Origin of the sequence: Bradyrhizobium sp. CB2312, from assembly GCF_029714425.1 — a bacterium.
In the GTDB taxonomy this organism is placed as follows: Bacteria; Pseudomonadota; Alphaproteobacteria; order Rhizobiales; family Xanthobacteraceae; genus Bradyrhizobium.
In genome coordinates, this window is the sequence record NZ_CP121668.1 from 1,980,299 (window position 1) to 2,000,398 (window position 20,100).

The 20,100-nt window shown below is 60.7% G+C and carries 14 protein-coding genes and 5 pseudogenes; 12 read left to right on the plus strand and 7 right to left on the minus strand.

Translation table 11 applies throughout. The annotated features are described in order from the left end of the window. Positions 1-85: 85 nt before the first annotated feature. Positions 86-815, plus strand: a pseudogene (locus QA642_RS09430) (integrase arm-type DNA-binding domain-containing protein); the annotation flags it as partial. Positions 816-1,108: 293 nt separating this feature from the next. Here the strand turns inward: QA642_RS09430 and QA642_RS09435 are convergent. Together QA642_RS09435 and QA642_RS09440 are read right to left on the minus strand one after the other, a co-directional pair. Beyond that, on the minus strand, positions 1,109-1,288 hold the full coding sequence (locus tag QA642_RS09435) for a hypothetical protein (protein ID WP_143130849.1): 180 nt from the start codon (positions 1,286-1,288) through the stop codon (positions 1,109-1,111). Between the two features lie 38 nt (positions 1,289-1,326). Beyond that, positions 1,327-1,551, minus strand: a complete 225-nt coding sequence (locus QA642_RS09440; protein ID WP_283084409.1) for a hypothetical protein — start codon at positions 1,549-1,551, stop codon at positions 1,327-1,329. A gap of 412 nt (positions 1,552-1,963) precedes the next feature. Between QA642_RS09440 and QA642_RS09445 the strand changes: the two genes are divergently transcribed. Continuing rightward, positions 1,964-2,284 carry a hypothetical protein gene (locus tag QA642_RS09445; protein ID WP_283084410.1) on the plus strand — a complete coding sequence of 107 codons (321 nt, stop codon included), beginning with the start codon at positions 1,964-1,966 and terminating at the stop codon, positions 2,282-2,284. Positions 2,285-2,556: 272 nt separating this feature from the next. Here the strand turns inward: QA642_RS09445 and QA642_RS09450 are convergent, their stop codons facing one another. Together QA642_RS09450 and QA642_RS09455 are read right to left on the minus strand one after the other, a co-directional pair. Beyond that, positions 2,557-3,366, minus strand: a complete 810-nt coding sequence (locus QA642_RS09450) for an effector protein NopP (protein ID WP_283084411.1) — start codon at positions 3,364-3,366, stop codon at positions 2,557-2,559. Between the two features lie 593 nt (positions 3,367-3,959). Next, positions 3,960-4,295 (minus strand): S1/P1 nuclease, encoded by a 336-nt coding sequence (locus QA642_RS09455; RefSeq protein ID WP_349253871.1) that lies wholly within the window; start codon positions 4,293-4,295, stop codon positions 3,960-3,962. A 28-nt stretch (positions 4,296-4,323) separates the two neighbouring features. Between QA642_RS09455 and QA642_RS09460 the strand changes: the two are divergent. Together QA642_RS09460 and QA642_RS09465 are read left to right on the plus strand one after the other, a co-directional pair. Further along, positions 4,324-4,464 (plus strand): annotated as a pseudogene (locus tag QA642_RS09460) (integrase core domain-containing protein); the annotation flags it as partial. A 140-nt stretch (positions 4,465-4,604) separates the two neighbouring features. Beyond that, positions 4,605-5,657 carry an IS110 family transposase gene (locus tag QA642_RS09465; protein WP_283084412.1) on the plus strand — a complete coding sequence of 351 codons (1,053 nt, stop codon included), beginning with the start codon at positions 4,605-4,607 and terminating at the stop codon, positions 5,655-5,657. Positions 5,658-7,193: 1,536 nt separating this feature from the next. Here QA642_RS09465 and QA642_RS09470 read toward each other — a convergent pair. Next, positions 7,194-7,367, minus strand: a complete 174-nt coding sequence (locus QA642_RS09470; RefSeq protein WP_271604429.1) for a hypothetical protein — start codon at positions 7,365-7,367, stop codon at positions 7,194-7,196. A 277-nt stretch (positions 7,368-7,644) separates the two neighbouring features. Further along, positions 7,645-8,541 (minus strand): LysR substrate-binding domain-containing protein, encoded by an 897-nt coding sequence (locus QA642_RS09475; RefSeq protein WP_283084413.1) that lies wholly within the window; start codon positions 8,539-8,541, stop codon positions 7,645-7,647. 111 nt (positions 8,542-8,652) lie between these two features. On the opposite strand from QA642_RS09475, the gene QA642_RS09480 reads away from it, so the two are divergent. The 7 genes and pseudogenes from QA642_RS09480 to QA642_RS09510 all read left to right on the plus strand — a co-directional run bounded on the left by QA642_RS09480 (position 8,653) and on the right by QA642_RS09510 (position 16,256). After that, positions 8,653-9,390, plus strand: coding sequence for an SDR family oxidoreductase (locus QA642_RS09480; protein WP_283084414.1), 738 nt, complete (start codon positions 8,653-8,655; stop codon positions 9,388-9,390). A 24-nt stretch (positions 9,391-9,414) separates the two neighbouring features. Next, positions 9,415-10,254: a transketolase gene (locus QA642_RS09485; protein ID WP_283084415.1), complete on the plus strand. Its 840-nt coding sequence runs from the start codon at positions 9,415-9,417 to the stop codon at positions 10,252-10,254. After that, the gene (locus QA642_RS09490; protein ID WP_283084416.1) at positions 10,251-11,261 is read left to right on the plus strand and encodes a transketolase family protein; all 1,011 of its coding nucleotides are present in this window, start codon (positions 10,251-10,253) and stop codon (positions 11,259-11,261) included. Before QA642_RS09485 ends, QA642_RS09490 begins: the two co-directional genes overlap by 4 nt. A gap of 178 nt (positions 11,262-11,439) precedes the next feature. Further along, the gene (locus tag QA642_RS09495; protein ID WP_283084417.1) at positions 11,440-12,465 is read left to right on the plus strand and encodes a TRAP transporter substrate-binding protein; all 1,026 of its coding nucleotides are present in this window, start codon (positions 11,440-11,442) and stop codon (positions 12,463-12,465) included. After that, a pseudogene (locus QA642_RS09500) lies at positions 12,462-14,354 on the plus strand (TRAP transporter large permease subunit). Before QA642_RS09495 ends, QA642_RS09500 begins: the two are co-directional and overlap by 4 nt. 95 nt (positions 14,355-14,449) lie before the next feature. Next, positions 14,450-15,100, plus strand: a pseudogene (locus tag QA642_RS09505) (aldehyde dehydrogenase family protein); the annotation flags it as partial. Positions 15,101-15,228: 128 nt separating this feature from the next. Continuing rightward, a pseudogene (locus QA642_RS09510) lies at positions 15,229-16,256 on the plus strand (IS110 family transposase). 727 nt (positions 16,257-16,983) lie between these two features. On the opposite strand, the gene QA642_RS09515 reads toward QA642_RS09510, so the two are convergent. Beyond that, positions 16,984-18,168, minus strand: a complete 1,185-nt coding sequence (locus tag QA642_RS09515) for an IS481 family transposase (RefSeq protein ID WP_283084418.1) — start codon at positions 18,166-18,168, stop codon at positions 16,984-16,986. Positions 18,169-18,424: 256 nt separating this feature from the next. Here QA642_RS09515 and QA642_RS09520 point away from each other — a divergent pair, with 256 nt between their 5' ends. After that, on the plus strand, positions 18,425-20,086 hold the full coding sequence (locus QA642_RS09520) for a hypothetical protein (protein ID WP_283084419.1): 1,662 nt from the start codon (positions 18,425-18,427) through the stop codon (positions 20,084-20,086). Positions 20,087-20,100 lie beyond the last annotated feature (14 nt).

A 20,100-nucleotide genomic window follows, 5' to 3' on the forward strand; every position in this document is an offset into this window, starting at 1 on the left:
TCCGGTCCGACGCAACGCCGTGGCCGATGCGACGGATGGAGCGAGCATGAGCAACACCGCTCTGAGCCGGCGCAAGGACGACGATCTGGAGATCGTGTTGGATCCGCGACACGACGTGACCTTTGCTGGTTTCGGTCTGCGCATCTTCACTTCCGGCCAAGCGTAGCTGCGTCATCCAATACAGCGGCCGCTCGCGCCGCTACACCATTGGCTTGCATGGCGTCTGGACCGCCCAAAAGCCGAGGCAGGAGGCGAAGGTCCAATTGGGGCGTGTCGCACAGAGCGACAATCCCGCGGAGGAACGCCAGCTCTGGCAAGGCGATCACCGTCAAGGAGCTCTGCGCTCTTTACCTCAACGATCTGAACGCCGGCCCTATCCTAGGAAAGGGTGGACGGCCGAAGAAGCCCAGTACCATCATCACCGATACCCGCCGCATTCGAGCGCCATATCATCCCGCTTCTTAGCAGGCGGCGCGTGAGACAAACCAAGGCAGACATCAAAGGTACTGAAGGATATCATGGCCGGCAAGACGCGAGCCTCGGTCAAGACAAAAAAGCTACGCGGGAAAGTCATTGTTCGCAGTGGCAACGCGGACGGCCGGGCTTCTTGGCGGCATTCTCACGTACGCCGTCGAGGCGGGAACCATCGCCATCAATCCCTGGTCTGAGAAAACCGGCCAACGTGCGGAGCCGCCGGCTCAGAGAAGCCGAAATATCGGATAATTGGCGAGATACTGCGAAATAGCAGCAAGAAGGACGGGAAGTACGTCACGACGGCCGACATCATCCGCCAGATAACCGGCTGTCGGTGGAGCTAGGTGATCGGTCTGATGTGGACCGAGGCCGATAGACGGCTAAGGCGGCGACCTTACAGTCCCCCTTCGATCACACGGAAACGAGGGCGCCCATTTTTGTACGGCGAAACGGCACCGGCGTGCGTTGTATCGGTCACACTGAGCGCGCCTGCAATTTGGGCAGACAAGAAGGTGGGCAATTATCGATTCCGGAGTGTCTCGCACCAACTCCGACCGAAACCATCTCATGGTGATCCGACAATTCGGACAGCCCGGGAGTTCGAGGTGCCCGAGCGCGTTCTCTCCCGCGCGTACTACACGCGGAAAATGCCCCAGCGGGACACTCGGGTAAAGAGCAGACAGCGCCTGCAGACGGGCTCGATTGATAAAAAATGATCGCGGCCCTTCTTGGCTCCGCGGTTCTCCGAGGCAGACAGCGCCTCGTCGATCGAATTGCTGACGTGGTCGCCCTCGAACATGACGTTCGATGACATGACGTCCTCGCTGACCAGGCGCTGCTAGAGCCGAAAGGTCAGCCCCTTGCACTTCTTCCCAGGTTGTCCTTGGCCTGGAGCAAGAACCGCCGCTCGTCGTCATCGAGATCTTCAATCACGGCAAACGCAGCTCGAGCTGCAGCCACGAACGCAACCGACCCGGCGAACCGGTTCACGGCGCTCCGTTTGCTCCCACCTCCACCTTTGTTGAGCTGCGTCACGGCGAATACGGCGATGCCCAGGCGGTTAGCCATGTCGGCCAACGAGCCAACGGCTCCAGGACTTCCCGGGTCTCGACGTTGCCGTTGCCATCGCTGCCGCCCATATACGCCGAGATCGGATCGACGATGATCACACTGACAGCGCTTGGCTGCGCAGAAAACCAGCGCACACCGAGTAATGTGCGCCGACTTTAGTCATGACAGCGCTGCTAACGTCGCGGCTGCGTCGGTTGATTCCGTATGGGTGTCTGCAACACGACCGACGGCTTTGGTGAGATTTAGCCTGTTTGGATTCTTCGACGATTTCGGGCGCCTTCAATTTTCCCGTTCAAAGGATTGGCATGGCGGCCCTCACGCTCGATCTGAAGTTACGTGTAGTGCCTGCGGACGGTCCAACATTCATAGCCTTCCCCGGTAAGGGCTACGGGCGCCTCATATTTGCTCGGGGCCAACATTGTCATCGCAAGAAATTTACACGCCGTCGGTTGCTGCAGCCGATCGGGATCTGATCTTCGTAGTAATCGAGCGCCACCGCGAGCTGTCCGCGCACTACGATGCGGCGGCGTCGCTTTCGGCTAAGCTCGAGGATGGTGCCGAATTTGCTGCCGCCGACGAAGTCACCGGCCAAACGAACCTGGCTCTCACGGAGCATGCAAATGTGCTCATTCGGTCGAAGCCAGCCACGATCACGGGCGTGATCGCTCTGACCAGATACGTCGCCGGCCTGCGGGAATGGGAGCTGCCCGATGATGATGCGTGGTACCCGCAATTCTGATGGCGCGGACGCAATGACGCTCGCGCATGCCATAGGCAATCCGCTTCTCCCGCCCGGGCCAAAGTCGAAAACCCCGGTTGGAAGCCGGGATTTTCTTTTTTGCTGTTACAGGCACCAACTCTCCTAAACCGCCGCGGTGCGGTCAGTAGCGCACCTCCGGATTGAGCCGAATTTGACTTCGGCTTCGTTCCGTCCAACGCTCGATCGTAAGCCGCAGGTGTCGGTTGGTCTGCGCTCCTGCTCCACCTCAATCGATTGGTGGAGATCTCACGTCACATAAAGTCTCCATCCGAATCGGACTCTGGTGAAGGTTCATCATCACTCGGCGTTTTGATTTTGGAGAGATACATCGGAGAATTGGTTGCACGTTGCCATTCACCACCCCTGTATCTCCACTGTCTGGACTGGGTGGGATCGAGTACCATATCATTGTGATCTACATGAACGAAGCCCATTTGTTCTGCACGGGCTCTCGCTTCATCATTGGCAGGACGCCAGTTCACCAGCGGCCGTTCGCCGTCTTGCTGTAGTTGGTGCTCAAGCAGAATATCGCCGGCGTTGCCGACGAGCGGATGAGCAACCTGAAAATCCACGATTGATGTGACGTCAGTTCGTCCGGGGAATTGTTCTCGCCACCGTTGGCTGGTGAACTCAGCCGCCATAGGAAATCCGGCTTCCGTTCGTTGGAGGCCGACGCTCCTATTTCCCAGTTGGTAGCTGTAATATCGCGCGGCATCAGAATCCCTTCGGATCGCGTAACTGCTAGCGACATCCGCGGTGCGCCTGGCTCTTTCGGATACAAATTCTGAGTATTCCTGCGGATTGCTGGCGATATGATTGATCTCGTCACCATGAAAACTCCTCACCCGTTCCCGGAATTCGGCTTGGTCGATCTCAACAACGGGAGATCTTGAAGTGAGGTAATAACTCGGCTGCGAGGATGAGCTGGCACCCGAATCCTGCAATCCCATTCTACCGAACGCGTCCGCGAAATAGTCAGCATTCCTGTGCTCCGGGGAGCTCGCGTAATGATACTCATCAGCGGATGGAGCATCCGACCAATTGTTAATTCGACCGCCCATGGCGACCACACTCCTATGGTTGTTGCATTGTGTTCAGGTCATTAGACCTGGCGCCGCCGATAAGCAGCTTAGCTGTCCGTAAGCTGACGCCGACAATAAACGGAAGGCAAAATTCTCTGATCGGCTTTGTAGCAACCGGCTTGCAGGACGCCGGCGAAGACCGCCAGATGCATCTGGGGATGCTCGCTTCGTGGGTCGCTCGAGGCGTAATCACCGCTGCCGGCGGCGGGAACCCGGCGAAGGGCCGGTCGTCGCGCTTATGTAAATCTCGACATAAGCGGGATTAGGCACACCCCCGTGATTGTGCGCAGCTCGCAGGAACAGGAGCCTGTATCTATGGGATTCTCGGACGACGTCCGGCTGGCGAACTGAGCATAATTTCGGTCTTTCCTATGGAGCCTAATCAGCTCGATAGGAGATCAGCATGCAAACCGCCACGGCCTCGTGCTTGGGGAGGAGGAGTATTCTTCAACGTTTCGCAATACCAGGAACACTTGCGGCCAGGGCGATATGCGCCGAACACTCAGCGCGACTACCCGCCTCGCCGGTTTCCTTTGGCGAACGCCTGGCAGCGAAGCGTGTGACGCTCGAATTCATTTCAACATCTGGTTCAGCAGATTGGCCAATCGTGCCGCGGCAAGCGCAGCCTGATTGCGAGCTACGTTGCGAGCGTTGGTCTCATAATCTCGAGTTAGTTGAACCGGTGTCGTGTCATTCGGGATGGGAGCTGCATAAGCATTCTGCTTGGCCAGCTCGAAGCTTTCTTGGGCCCAGGTGGCAGGATCGAGAATCTGAGCCTTCGCGGAATCTGGCACGACACCGTTGAATTTGTCCTCGGCGTCGGTGATCGCTCCGAACACTGGCGAATAGCCGCCGAACAAGCTATCCCAATAAGCATGAAGCAGGATCGTCTCGCCCGTGGCTGGTATGACTTTTTCTGCGTTACCGCCGCGGCAATGGCGGGTCGACTACAACGATACGCGACCCCACTCGCAACTCGGATGGAAAACACCATCGGAGTTTGCCTTCACCTGCAACCCGCGATGGGATCTGGCGCTGCGCTACGCCGATGGCTCCGCACCAGCTCCCGTCGCTACCATCGCCCATTCGGGTAAATCCAACAGCCGGGGCGAACTCAGGACTGGACAAAACTTGATGTGGTGGAACGGCCCGCTCCAACAGCATCAAAGTGCTAGAACGTGGTCGTTGTTCGAACGCCACAAAGGAGGGACCGTTCCGTGAAACAGGTTAGCACCATCGGGTTAGATTTGGCCAAGCACGTTTTCCAGGTTCACGGCGCGGATACGGAGGGCTCGCCCGTGTTCAACAGGAAATTGCGGCGCAGCGAGGTTCTGCGCTTCTTCGAGAAACTGCCACCATGCCTGGTGGGGATGAAAGCCTGCGGTAGCGCCCACTATTGGGCGCGCGAGATCGCAGCTCTCGGTCATGAGGTGCGGCTTATTCCGCCGGCTTATGTCAAACCCTTCGTAAAGCGAGGCAAAACGGATGCGGCGGACGCAGAGGCCATCAGCGAAGCGGTGACCCGCAAGACCATGCGCTTCGTCCCGATCAAGACGGCCGAGCAACAGGCTGCCGCGATGGTGCTGAAGACCCGCGCACTTCTAGTGCGGCAGCGAACGCAGGCGGTCAACGCGTTGCGCGCGCATCTGGCTGAATTGGGCATCATCGCCACCGCTGGCCTGGCAAAGGTTGAGGCGCTGATCGCAATCGTACGGGATGAGACAGATGCTCGCCTGCCCGCAGCAGCGCGCTTCGCGCTGAGGGCTATTGCCGACGAGATTGAAGCTTCAGCCGACCAAATCGAGAGGCTCGAGCGCGCGATTGTTGTGGAGACCAAGCACGACGAGGACATGCGTCGGTTGACCACGATACCTGGCGTCGGCGCCATCACGGCGGCGACGATCAAGGCGCTCGTGCCGGATCCCGGCGGGTTCAAGTCGGCTCGCCACTTTGCCGCCTGGCTCGGATTGACGCCGCGGCCTCATTCAAGCGGAGGCAAAGAGCGACTGGGAGGAATATCGAAGATGGGAAATCCGGAACTCCGCTCTCTGCTCGTTGTCGGGGCGACGGCCGTCTTGCGGGTTGTCCGAAACGACGCTCGGGCGCGGCCGTGGCTGAAGGCGCTTCTCGCCAGACGGCCCTTCAAGGTTGCCGCGGTCGCGCAGGCCAACAAGACGGCGCGGATCATCTGGGCGCTTCTGAACAAGGGCGGGACGTACCGACGTCCCGACCCGCTGACTGCCGCGGCCGCCGTCTGCTGGACGCAGTGACCGCCAAAGCGATCTGACCGGCGCAGGCCGGCAGAGGGCAAGGTGCAACAACAGCCGATGAACCCATGGGACGACATCCCGAAACGAGTGAAGCTACTGCCCCCAATGCGCTCAAACGCGTAAACTTGATTTAGCCCCTCGTTCCGCGGATCTCATCGAGGCCAGCGGCCATGTGCCGCGCGCAAAGGCCGGACATATGACCGCACCGTTCCAATGTGTGAAATCGACTGAAAAAGCTCTTGCCACGCGGGCCGTTCCACATATGGGGGCAAGGTCACCCGCGACGTCCTGAAGCATGCGTGAGACGAAGTCCCTATTTCGGCCGGCCACGCGAAGTAGTCGTTGCAAAGCGTCATGACGCAAGAGTTTCGAATACTCTAGTCATAAATGGTCGAGTTTTCCGGTCTCAAATCATGTCCCATGGCGCTTCCTTGCAATGGTGCGATAAGGATGCACCATCAAAGGCAGGGGCTAAACATCTAGCGAACCTGAACCCGCGGTAAGCGCGCCGCAGGCAAGCGGACGACGATCTGCCTGTCCGTGATGTCGACGACTCCTTGCGCTTCCTCCCGTCATTGTACCGCAATTCTACCGTCACTCCCGATGCAGATGGGGTAAAGGGCTCAGGCGCAAGGCTGATCCACCCCTCCCCCAAATTCAGAATGATCGGTCGATCCGCCCGGAGTCGGGCGTCGAGTAGCACCAAGTCCAATCGGAGAGACTGGAGCCGCACGTTGAGCCGTCGCCGCACGCCATCACGTGGCCAGATACGCAGGCTGTTAGCGAACGTCTCCTTGTTGCCGCCGTGACAAACCTTCCCAAAGATGGGATCGTCGGCAACGATCGTCGCAGCAGCGCGGAGCGCCCCACAAAATCCCAGGTCGATCTCGCACGAGTAATACCACGTTCCACGGTGATGCGTCTCTACCGCGCTACCAGCAGAGCACGCTGATCAAAGGAGGCCCTTTTGGACGCCGATGGGAGTCCTACCGGCATCGAGCACCCAAGGACCGATGATGCCATATCTAGCGAGAGCGGCTACGACACGTATTCCAGTGGCCATGAGGCATGGTGCCCGCAGGCGTTCGTCGCGCCTGAAGCGACCATGTGTTCGCGCCGTTTTGGTCGATGCCTAGGTCTCACACATGAAGACGAGACGATCCCGGTCGACCTTGTCCTGGCTCTCGCGCAAGCCTCGGCGCCCTTCGAAGCGTCCGGACGGTCTTGCTCTGCGTCATGGGAGTCTCTTTTTGCGCGTGATCTTGTGACGCTCGAAGAAGCGGCGGATCGTGCCATAGCCAAAGCATAGGCCCTCTTTGCTCAAGCTGTGCCGCAGTTCATCGATAGTGCTATCGGGGCGAGGCCTCGAGCACAGCCATGATCGTCGCCCGATGGGCCTCGACCCGGTGCGATTCCCGAGGCCGTTGGGCCTTTGGCAGAGCACCGCGCCGTGCTCCCGCTCGCGCCTTCGTCATCGGAGTACGCTCGCTGGGCTCACTCCAAAAGCTCGGCAGCCCGCCGTTGTGAAGCGCGCCCTCAATACAGACGACCTTGTCCATTCCCAATTCCTGTTTCGGCAGATGGTCGCGGCCCCGCTCCTCCTTCAGCACGCGCATAGTAGTTCGTCAGCGCCCGGTTATATCCGACGAACAGCGCTCGCTCAGCCTCAATCTTCCACACATCGATCCAGCTATTCGATACCTGCTGCATTGAGCTGCTCCGCGATGCTTTGAAACGACGTCTCAGAGCTAGCGCCCTCGCGGCGCTCGCTACCAATCGTACGATTTTGCACGCCAATCTACGATCTTCCGCCACCCCGATGGTGGCACCTCGGATAATGGGCACGACTGATACGATTGTGAGGATTTATGGAGGCCCGTTTGCTTGGGCGCCGACTTCGATGCGCTGAAGACGCGACCATCGGAGCTCGAGACGCAAAACAGCCGCACGCTTGGTTGGTTGCGGGCTGCTCGGCTTGACTTCGATATTAGAGCGAGGAACCCACGGTCGCGCCAGCGAGTTGCGCCACGAGCCAATCCGCGAAGGCTCGTACCGCAGTTCTCTGTCGGCTGGCGCGCGGGCAGATCAGACGATGGCCGACGTAGCGGATATCGTTGGCTCGCCCTGCGAGCGGCGCAACTAGTCGCCCGCTCGCCAGTTCGCGTTCGGCCAGGAGCGTTGATTCCAACGCTACTCCCAATCCCTCCGCAGCCGTTGCGATTGCAAGAAAGCTGCGATCGAACCTCATCCCGTGGAGCGCAGGTGCTTCCAATCCGTTCGCCGTGAACCATTGGTGCCACTGAACCTGCTTCACGTCGGAACGGATAAGGGTTCGATCGAGGAGATCGGCAGCATTCCTGATTGACTTTGCAAGCGCCGGGGAGCAGAGCGGGGTGACCGTCTCCTCGGGGAGAGGAACAATTTCGACGCCCTCAGCACGCGGCGGACCATAGACAATGTCGATATCAAAATCGTCATTGCTGAAACGCGCGTAGTCCGTGTTTGCAGCCAGTCGAACCTCGAGCTTCGGATAGGCGGCGAGAAATTGTGCAAGCCGCGGTGCCAACCATTGCGCGGCAAAGCTCGGAGCTGAGTGGACGCGCACCAGTTGCGGTCCGCGCGCGGCGACTTCCTCGAGACCGCGGCGGAGTTGGTCGAAAGCCGCTCCGGTGTGGCGCATCAGATTCTCGCCGGCTGGCGTGAGCCGCACGGATCGCGCGCTGCGCTCAAACAATACGGTCCGAAGCGTGTCCTCCAACTTGCGGATGGCATGACTGACCGCGCTGGGCGTCAGGTGAAGCTCATTCGCCGCATCGCGAAATGATCCAGTGCGGGCAGCGGCTTCAAAGGCGCGAATTGCCGATATCGGAACATTGGACAGCATCCCATAAGTGAACCAGATTCATCGATCCGTGACAACTGTGCGCTTGTCCGTTGCGCGTCCGCGGTTCATTCCTAGCCGTGCAATGGGAAAAACAATTTGCGGGAGAAACTGATGCTGCTCAGCGGTAAGACGGCCATCATTTCGGGCGCAGCATCGCCGCGCGGCATCGGGCTTGCCGCGGCACGGCGGTTCGCTGCCGAGGGAGCTCGGGTCGCCATTCTGGACATCGATGCCGACGCTGCAGCATCGCTTGGAAAGTCCCACATCGGCCTTCGGTGCGACGTCGCCGACAAATCGTCCTGCGAGCAGGCCGTCGCCCGGGTGATCGAGTCCTTCGGCAGCATCGATATTCTGATCAACAATGCTGGCATCACCCAACCGGTGAAGCTCTTGGAAATAACGGCGGCCGACTGGGATCGCATCCAGGACGTCAATCTGAAAGGTGTTCTGTTCCTCTCCCAGGCCGTGATCCCGCACATGCGCGCGCGCAAGTCCGGATCAATCGCCTGCATGTCGTCGGTCTCGGCCCAGCGTGGCGGCGGAATTTTTGGCGGCCCGCATTATTCGGCCGCCAAAGCCGGCGTGCTTGGTCTCGCCAAGGCGATGGCCCGTGAATTCGGTCCGGACGGCATCCGCGTCAATTGTGTGACGCCCGGCCTGATCGGCACCGATATCACCGCGGGCAAGCTGAGCGACGAGATGAGGGCGAAGATCCTGGAAGGCATTCCGCTCAATCGCCTTGGCACGGCAGAGGATGTCGCCAGCATCTACACCTTCCTGGCTTCGGATCTTTCCGCCTACGTGACCGGTGCCGTGATCGACGTCAATGGCGGCATGCTCATTCACTGAGCCAGTAAGATAAGGTCCAGATCGATGGAAACGCTGACCAACACGCCCAAGCTGGCGGACCGCGCCTACAACATTCGCCGCAATGCGCTGCGCATGGGCGAAGTCCAGGGCCAGGGCTATATCGCACAGGCGCTGGACATTTCCGACGTCCTCGCCGTGGCCTATTTTCACGCGATGCGCTACCGGCCGGAAGATCCGTCCTGGGACGAACGCGACCGCTTCCTGCTCTCCAATGGTCACTATGCCATCGCGCTCTACGCGGCTTTGATCGAGGCGGGGATCGTCCCTGAGGAGGAGCTCGAAACCTATGGCAGCGACGAGAGCCGCCTGCCGATGTCGGGCATGGCCTCCTACACGCCGGGAATGGAAATGTCGGGCGGCTCGCTCGGGCTTGGGCTCAGCATCGCCGTCGGCATGGGGCTGGGGCTGAAGCGCAAGAAATCCGAGGCGCGGGTGTACACCTTATTCTCGGATGGCGAGCTCGACGAGGGCTCGGTCTGGGAGGCCATCCAGTCGGCGGGCCACTACAAGCTCGACAATCTGATCGGCATCGTCGACGTCAACAATCAGCAGGCGGATGGTCCTTCGACGCAGGTCATGGCGTTCGAGCCGCTGGTCGAGAAGCTTCAGGCCTTCGGCTGGTTCGTGCAGCGCATCGACGGCAACGATCTCGATGCCGTGCTTGCGGCGTTCGATGCGGCCAAGTCCCATACCGAGACCAAGCCGCGGATGATCGTCGCCGACACGCTGATGGGGAAGGGCGTTCCTTTCCTGGAGCAGCGCGAGAAAAACCATTTCATCCGCGTCGAGCAGCACGAATGGCAGCTCGCGCTGGCCGCGCTGGAAGCCGGGAGGCAGGTATGAAGACCGTGAGATCAGCACCGCAGCCGGGCAAGTCGCGCCTGACAACCTCGGCGATGATCGCATCGATCGCGGCTGAAGGACAAAAGACGAAGCCGGCGCCCTTTGGACACGCTCTCGTCGAGCTTGCACGCAGCCGCCCTGATGTGGTCGGCATGACGGCCGATCTCGGCAAATACACCGACCTGCACATCTTCGCGAAGGAATTTCCGGACCGCTATTATCAGATGGGCATGGCCGAGCAGCTTCTGTTCGGCGCGGCTTCCGGTCTTGCCGCCGAAGGCTTCATGCCGTTCGCGACCACCTACGCCGTGTTCGCCTCGCGGCGCGCCTACGACTTCATTCACCAGACGATCGCGGAGGAAGACCGAAACGTGAAGATCGTCTGCGCACTGCCCGGCCTGACTTCGGGCTATGGCCCGAGCCACCAGGCCGCGGAGGATCTCGCACTATTTCGCGCGATGCCGAATATGACGGTCATCGATCCCTGCGATGCTCATGAAACCGAGCAGCTGGTGCCCGCCATCGCGACGCATCAGGGGCCGATTTACATGCGCCTGCTGCGTGGTCAGGTGCCCGTCGTGCTGGACGAATATGACTACAAGTTCGAGCTCGGCAAGGCCCAGCTGATCCGTGACGGGAAGGACGTGCTGATCATCTCATCCGGCATCATGACCATGCGTGCGCTCGAGGCCGTGCAAACTCTGACGAACGACCGCGTCGATATTGCGGTGCTCCACGTTCCGACCATCAAGCCGCTCGACGCCGAGACAATCTTGCGTGAGGCAAGCAAGCCGGGCCGCCTTGTCGTCGTTGCCGAAAACCACACGACCATTGGCGGCCTTGGCGAGGCAATTGCCGCGCTTTTGATGCGTTCGGGCGTTCATCCGCCGTTCCGCCAGATTGCATTGCCGGACGAATTTCTTGACGCCGGCGCACTTCCGACACTGCACGACCGCTACGGCATTTCCACCGCAGAGGTCGCAAGGCAGATCAAGCTGTGGCTCTAGCGCACCAGCACTAAGCGCCAATCAGGCCAAGCCCAAGTGAAGAGTTACGCCCGCTGCATGTTGCGGCGGGCGAGCGATGGCTCTTGCCCGAATGCGGCTGTCGAGGAGCCCGGAAAGCTGAAAACCAGCGCAGGCTGATGCAGCCGGCACAACGTCAATACACGATCAGGAGGAAAACATGACTGTCTCGAAACCTGGACGCGTCAGCCGCCGTTCGCTGTTGCTGGCGGCCAGTGCCGTACCTCTCTGCGGGATTCTGACCCGCCCGGTATCTGCCACCGAATTCGTCTACAAGTTCGCGACCGGACAGGATCCGTCCCATCCGGTGAATATCCGGGCGCAAGAGGCGATCGACCGTATCCGCGAAGCGACCAGCGGCCGGCTGGAGATCAGGCTGTTTCCGGCCAATCAGCTCGGCTCCGACACCGAGCTTCTAACCCAGGTTCGCAGCGGTGGCGTCGAGTTCTTCAATCAGTCGTCCTCGATCCTTGCCACTCTGGTACCTAGCGCGGGCATCGTGAATACCGGCTTCGCGTTTGCCGACTACGACAGCGTATGGAAGGCCATGGATGGCGATCTCGGCACCTATATCCGGGCGCAGATTGCCAAGACACCGATCATGGCGGTGTCGAAAGCCTGGGACAACGGCTTCCGCCAGGTGACCTCGTCCGGCCGCGAGGTGCGCACGCCGGATGATCTGAAGAATTTCCAGATCCGCGTTCCGCCCGCGCCGCTGCTGACCTCGCTGTTCAAGGCCCTCGGCGCCGGACCGACGCCGATCAACTTCAATGAGGTCTATTCCGCGTTGCAGACCAAGGTCGTCGACGGGCAGGAGAACCCGCTGCCAATCATTGCGACCGCGCGTCTTTATGAAGTCCAGAGCACGTGCAGCCTGACGGGGCACGTCTGGGACGGCTACTGGATCCTCGGCAACAAGCGCGCCTTCGAGCGCCTGCGCAAGGACGTGCAGGAGATCGTGGCACGCGAGCTTGACCGCTCCGCCATCGATCAGCGCGCCGACATCGCAAAGCTCAGCCAATCCCTGCGCACTGACCTCTCGGCCAAGGGTCTCAAATTCGTCGACGTCGATCGCACCGCCTTCCGTCAGGCCTTGTCAAAAACCAGCTTCTACGCCGACTGGAAAGCCAAGTTTGGCGAGGAGGCATGGTCGCAGCTCGAAAAAGCGGCGGGCCGGCTATCATGACCAGCATGAGCCATACCCGCATGTCGATGCCGGTATGGCGGCCGGCGCGTCGCAGGCAGGCCGGCGCAGTTGGGTGATAACGGCGAACACGGTGCTTGGTCATGTCGTCGCGGTCCCGGCAGCACTGCTCGTGCTGGCGGAGATTGCGGTACTGTCTGCCGGCATCGTGGGTCGATACGTGTTCCGCTCGCCCATCATCTGGTCCGACGAACTCGCGGGCATTCTCTTCCTCTGGCTCGCCATGTTCGGTTCCGTGATTGCGTTCCAGCGCGGCGAGCACATGCGGATGACCGCGATCGTCGGCGTTCTCAGCGCTGAGGTTCGGACGTTTCTGGACGTCGTGGCGGCCGCGGCGTCGCTCGCATTTCTCGTCCTCGTCGTCTGGCCCGCCTATGAATTCGCCGCAGACGAGGCATTCGTCACCACGCCGGCGCTCGAGATCGTCAATAGCTGGCGTGCGGCGGCTTTGCCGATCGGGATCGGATTGATGCTCATCGCAGCGGTCCTCCGGCTCATCCGCATCGCGAGCCTGCGCAGCCTGCTGGCGTCCTTGGTGATCGTCGCAGGCATCATCGCGACGTTCGTTGTGCTGGCGCCGATCTTGAAGCCGCTCGGCAATCTGAATCTTCTGATTTTCTTCGTTGTCGCGGTTGGCGCCATGGTCATCGCGGCCGTGCCGATAGCGTTTGCGTTCGGTCTCGCCACGGTCGGCTATCTCGCCCTGACAACCAGCACGCCCGACGTGGTGATGATCGGACGAATGGATGAGGGCATGAGCCACCTGATCCTGCTTGCGGTGCCTCTCTTTGTCTTTCTTGGTCTTCTGATCGAGATGACCGGCATGGCGCGCGCCATGGTCGGCTTCCTGGCGAGCCTCTTAGGCCACGTGCGCGGTGGATTGCACTACGTGCTGGTCGGGGCGATGTATCTGGTCTCCGGCATTTCCGGCTCCAAGGCGGCGGACATGGCTGCGGTAGCTCCGGTGTTGTTTCCCGAGATGCGACAGCGGGGAGCCAAGCCAGGCGATCTGGTTGCGCTTCTCGCGGCAACTGGCGCGCAGACCGAGACGATCCCGCCGTCACTGGTTCTCATCACGATCGGCTCGGTCACCAGCGTTTCGATCTCGGCCCTATTCACCGGCGGCTTGCTTCCGGGCGTGGTGCTTGCCGTCATGCTCGCGGCCGTGGTGTGGTGGCGATACCGCCGCGAGGACCTGTCTCACGTCAAGCGGGCGACGGGGCGGCAGATCGGTCGCGCTTTTGTCATCGCGATACCAGCCATCGCGTTGCCATTCGTGATCCGGACCGCCGTCGTCGAAGGCGTCGCAACGGCAACGGAGGTCTCGACCATCGGCATCCTGTACTCGGCCTGCGCGGGTCTCTTCATCTACCGCCAGTTCGACTGGCGCCGCATCTATCCGATGCTGGTCGAGACAGCCTCTCTGTCAGGGGCGATTCTGCTCATCATCGGAGCGGCGACAGGCATGGCCTGGGCGCTGACCCAATCGGGATTTTCTGCCTCTCTGGCCAGGTTCATGACCACCCTTCCGGGCGGAGTTCCGGTCTTCCTTGTCGTGACGATCGTGACCTTCGTGATCCTGGGCAGTGTGCTGGAAGGGATTCCTGCCATCGTCCTGTTCGGTCCGCTCCTGTTCCCGATCGCGCGGCAGGTCGGGTTGCACGATGTCCACTACGCGATGGTCGTCGTTCTCGCCATGGGCATCGGACTGTTCGCGCCCCCGTTCGGTGTCGGCTATTACGCGGCCTGCGCCATCAGCCGCATCAATCCGGACGAAGGCATGAAGCCCATCGTGGGGCTACATGGTCGCACTCCTGATCGGCACACTGATTGTTGCCGCAGTGCCCTGGCTGTCGATCGGCTTCCTTTGACAACACGGCCGCGCGCCAGCCGCTCGGCGTGGCTCGCCGGTATCACGCCCTTCAATTTCCCGGTCATGGTCCTGATGTGGATGTTTCCGGTCGCTCTCGCCTGCGGAAATGCGTTCATTCTGAAGCCTTCTGAGCGCGACCCTTCGGCGTCGCTCATCATGGCGGAGTGGTTGAAGGAAGCAGGTTTGCCGGACGGCGTGTTCAACGTGGTGCAAGGCGACAAGGAAGCGGTGGATGCGCTGCTGCATCACCCGGATATTTCGGCGAACAGCTTCGTGAGCTCCACGCCGATCGCGCAGTACATCTATTCGACGGCCGCGGACACCGGCAAGCGCTGCCAGGCGCTCGGTGGCGCCAAGAACCATATGATCGTGATGCCCGATGCCGACATGGATCAGGCGGTGGATGCGCTGATGGGGGCCGCCTACGGCTCCGCCGGCGAACGCTGCATGGCGATCTCGGTTGCTGTGCCCGTCGGCGAGGAGACTGCGGACAGGCTGATCTCCGCGCTCGAACCCAAGGTCAGGGACCTGAAAGTCGGGCCGGGTACCGACCGCGAAGCGGAGATGGGGCCCCTCGTCACGAAACAGCACTTGGAGAAGGTCCGGAGCTATATCGATGCCGGTGTCGCAGAGGGCGCAAAGCTGCTGGTGGACGGACGCAGGTTCAGGCTGCAGGGCTATGAGAATGGCTTCTTCGTGGGCGGTACCCTGTTCGATCAAGCGAGACTAATCGGCGCAGAATAAGGCGGAGCTGCACCAAAATTGCGTCAGAGCCAATATTGCAGACGATGACGTAATTGCGGTCGGCGCCCGCGGCCCGAAAGGTCCGCTATCTTCAAGCCTTCCCGCAATCTCACGAATCGGATGGGACCATGAAGCAATATGTTGGGCTGGATGTCTCGCAAAAAGAAACGTCAGTATGTGTGGTCGACGAAGTAGGCCAGGTCTTGTTCGAGGGAAAGGCCAAGTCCGACCCGGGGGCGCTCACGGCACTGCTTCGCAAGCGGGCGCCACAGGCGGAGCGCATCGGATTTGAGACCGGGGCGATGGCGAGCTGGCTTTGGCATGAACTTCGTAGAGTTGATCTTCCGGTGGTCTGCATCGACGCGCGGCATGCCCACGCGGCTTTGTCCGTGCGCATGAACAAGAGCGATCAGAATGATGCTCGAGGACTGGCCGAACTGGTGCGAGTTGGCTGGTATCGAGAAGTCAAAGTCAAGAGCGAGGAAAGTCAGAAGATCCGCGCGATACTCGTCGCGAGATCTCGGCTCGTGGCCATGCGTCGAGATATCGAGAACCAGGTCCGCAGCCTCATCAAAGAATACGGTTTGCTGTTGCACGCGCGATCGGACTGCAGTTTCGCAATCAGGTCTGCGAGCTATTGGGCAAAGATCATCAGCTCCTCGGTGTGATCGCGCCGCTTCTGTCGATCCATGAACAGATCTGCAAGCAGCAAAGCGACTTCGACAACGACGTCCGCCAATTGGCGAAGTCGGATGAGACGACGCGCCGCCTGATGACGGTTCCTGGTGTTGGCGTGGTAACCGCCTTGACCTTCCGCCATACGATCGACGACCCATCGCGCTTCCGATCGGCATCGAGCGTTGGCGCCTATCTGGTTCTTACACCTCGGCGCAACCAATCTGGCGGAACTGACATCAATGGCAAAATATCACGATGGGGCGACCGTCTTCTCCGAACTTACCTGTTCGAGGCCGCGACTGTCCTGCTTTATCGAACGAAGAAATGTTCCTCGCTCAAGGCCTGGGGAATGAAGCTCGCCAAGAGGATTGGCATGAGGAAGGCGAAGGTCGCCATCGCGCGCAAGATCGCCGTTGTTCTGCACTGCATCTGGGGCGACGGCACATCGTTCGACTGGGGCCAGGCGAAGGAAGCCTGATCCGATTTTGTAAAGTTCCTGGTCCGGCCTGCCGGACTGGCGATGTCCCGCTGGGACGGTATTGTGGCGACCTCGTTCATTCGGCTGGTGGCGGCTTGACTGTACTCCGCTGCAGACGTTGAGGCGTCCGACCCGGACATCATCATGAGGCGCTGCGCGACCTCGGAAAGGACCATGACCCCAGCGAAGACATCAACCAGCCCGTACGATTCACGCCTGGCCAGCAGAGCATGTATCAGCCGCGCCCGCGCCGTCTCCGCAACCCCGACCAGCTCCGATGGCGGGGGCGCTACCACCGCGCCATGGGCGAGTTCAGAAATGCAAGCTTGACAACAAACCGCAATTAAAGGGCCGAATGACACCGCGTAGTGTCGACTGCCCGCGGGGCGGCAAATCTCTTCCTGCCGCATGGTTGTCGCGACACGGCGGCCTTTTTGGTTACCGGCGCCCGAAGCATCAGTACGAGACCAGCACGAGGGTGGCGACGAACATGCGCCACGGTTCGAGTTGTGGCGAATTCAGCCGCTTTAGTCGGATACTGGGGTTCGTGGCGCTTCAAAGTAGTCTTCAAGGCTATAGAGCTTAGCGCGCTGCACCTCACAGAGTGCCTCATGCCAAAGATTGGATAAGATATCGCAGGTTCAGCTGGTGTGGGGAAAGGCGGTAGCGCTCCCCCGCTACCATATCCAGGGGTGTCCGGCCCGGAGACATAGGTCACGGATCGTACCTAAGAGATGGGTGACAACCTCGTGCCGAACGGGTTGTCGAGGGGTTGCAGGGTTTTCTGCTCCAGGTCGAAATATCCCAAATCATAGTGCATGAAGCTGACGAGCCAAATGCCGTCGTCGACCTCCTTGATGCCGAGCTTTTGTCCGGCCAGCACGGTGGAGAGATTGATCCGCTTGCGATGCAGGCAAAGCCGTCCGCAGGCGGTGACGAGTAGCTCGTGATCGTGGAACGGATAGGTCAGTTCCGGCAGGCCGGCATAGCAGCGCGTTGAGGCCAGGTAGCGCTCGGCAGGGCAGTTCATGTCGAGGGCCTCGTGGGGACGCTCGGCGTTGAACTCGCGGAGGAACGCGTCGAAGCGCTCCTGCTGCTGCAAGCTATTGGCGCCCGGCGGCCGAGTGGTTTCCTTCTTGAGGGTGAGGTGCATGCGCTCGTGGCGTCCGTTCTGCTGCGGATGGCCCGGCTTGATGCGCTCGATCGCAATCCCGAGCCGCAGCCACCACACCGAGAGCTTTGAGAGATTGAACAAGGCGTTGGGGCTGGCGAAGGGCACGCCGTTGTCGGAGCGGATGGCCAGCGGCAGCCCGCGCTCGCGAAACAGCCGCTCGAAGGCGGCAATGGCCGGCTCCTCGCGGGTGGAATCGAGCGCGTCGCACAGCAACAGGAAGCGCGAGGCATGGTCCGTGACGGTCAGTGGATAGCAGTAGCGGCCATTGCCGAGCTTGAACTCGCCTTTGAAGTCGGTGCACCACAGATCATTGGGTACAGCGCCCGCGGACAGCGGCGTGCCGCGCGCGCGGTGGCGCGGCACGCCGCCGCGTTTGACCAAACCATGGCGATCGAGCACCGCATGAATGGTGCTTTTGGCGGGAAGCCTGACATCGCCGTCGAGCCGCCGGACCAGCAATTCACGGATCTTGCGCGCGCCCCAGTGCGGCTTCTCGGCTTTGAGGCGGACGATCAGGCCCTCGACTTGCTCCGGGAGCTGATTGGCATAGTGCACCGGCCGCCGCGAGCGATCGCTCAGGGCCGCCAACCCCTGTTCCTTGTAGCGATCGAAAATCTTGTAGCCGGTCTTGCGTGATATGCCGAACTCCCGGCAGACGTCCGTCATGGCCTCCCCGTCCAGCAGACGGGCGACAAAGCGAAGGCGCTCTTCCATCACCGAACTCGCTTTCCACGGCATCCACACCTCCCGCAGAACAAAAGCGGAAAGTGTAACCCATGTGTCCGGTACGGACCGTTACCTATCTCTCGGGTCGCTCAGGGTAGCTACCAACCCCGGAAATTCTTCAGCAATTCCAATGAAATCACCGCTTTCCGCGGTGGCGGCGTGACCTGTGTCCCCACGATTGGACACGGTGTTCGAGATGGCTCGTCATGCCTATGTTTGCCGCCGGGACGGCAGATACCTGTTTAGAGTGCGCCTGCCGGCTTGCCTCATGCCGGCATCCAAGCCAGCGTTTCGGATGAGCCTGCGGACATCCGACCAGAAGTTCGCAGTCCGCCGGGCCGCCCGAATTGCGAGCTGGATGATGAGCGTCAAGGCCGCCGAAGATCCGAAGGAGGCGCTGCTGGCCCTGTGGCCACGGCTGCAGGCGTTGGCGATCGAGCCCGTTCGGGACGAAGCCGATTTCGTCGAGCGACGCGCGTTTCAGTCGACGGCATTTTGCGCCCAATACGCCGTGCGCTCCCAGAATCTCAAGCCCAACGATGTTGTGCCCGGCTGGGACGAGCACTTCGTGGCGCTGGTTCGAGAGAACAGCCGCGCGTCCAACGCGCTCGAAAAGGCTCGGTCCGTCGAAGGACAATTGGAGCAGAAGCGCCTGGTGTATGCGCGGGCCAACCAGCCGCTTGTGCTGTCACCGCCGGAAGAGGCGATTCGGATCTTCGGTGCCGAGGCGCCCCTCGTGCCGGTCCAGCCAGCCCCGGTGCAATCCACCAAGTACGTCCGGCTGAAGATGTCGGAGGTGCTGAGCCGTTTTGTGACCGCCCAGAGAGCCCAGGGGTTCGATGGTCGTGTGGAGAGTGAGGTCGCTCCGATCGTCACTTTCGTGATCAATCTTCTGAACGATCCCGTGATGCTGGACATCAACGGAGATCACCTCCTGACCATCACCAAGGAGGTTGCCGAGATTCCGCACCCGAAGGGCTTTGGGCAGGATGAGCGCTCGCTATACTTCCGTTGGTCGGCGGCTCGGGAGAACGGCTGGATGCGCGAGCGTGACGGACAAGCAGTCCAGCTCAAGCGCGTCAGCCAAACCACCCTCGATGGCAAGTATGCGCCCGGTCTGAACGCATTCTGGAAGTTCGCCGTCGACCACTGGTTCGCCTATGGACCGGTCCCGTCCTTCGAATTCGGCACCAAGCTCAACCGTCCGGCGGCGGAGCGGGATGCCTACAATGAAGATGAGGTCCTCACCTTCTTCGGCGCAGCTCCCTTCACCGGCTGCAAGAGCATCGCCCATTGCTGGATCTCTGGCCATCAGTACGTTCAGGGTTACTTCTTCTGGGCCAATCTGATCGAACTGCTCGCCGGCATGCGCCCGAGCGAGATCGCGCAGTTGCGCTGCCGCGATATCCTGGATTTCCGGGGCGAACCGCACTTCCGGTACGCACCGTTCGCGCCCGACGAGACAGAAAAGCAGCGGTTCGATCCACAGCCCGGTGGAACGCGAGGCAAGACGAACTCGGCCTATCGGTGGATCGCAATCCACCGGCTGTTGCTCAAGCTGGGCATCATCGAACATCGCAATGCGATTGTGAGTGCCTACCGGCAGGCAAAGATCAAGGAGGCTGCCGGCCGGGATCATCTCTCGGAAGAGCAACTGGCGGCTATCGAGGACCAGGCTTACGAGCAATGGCTCTTTCCCGACTGGAAGGTCTATGTGAGACCCAAGACTGAGCAAATCATGTGGAGCCACGTCCTCACCAAGGCGTGCACCTATGGTCTCAAGAAGCTGAAAATTCACCGGCCTGGTCTTTCGAACTATTCGGCGCGTCATGCCTTCAAAGGCATGATCGATGATGTTCAGGGCTTGAGCGAACGTTCCCGCAAGGTGATCTTTGGCCATTCGACGAAGGGAAACGTTTCGGACGGGTAAAGGAGGAAGGAGGG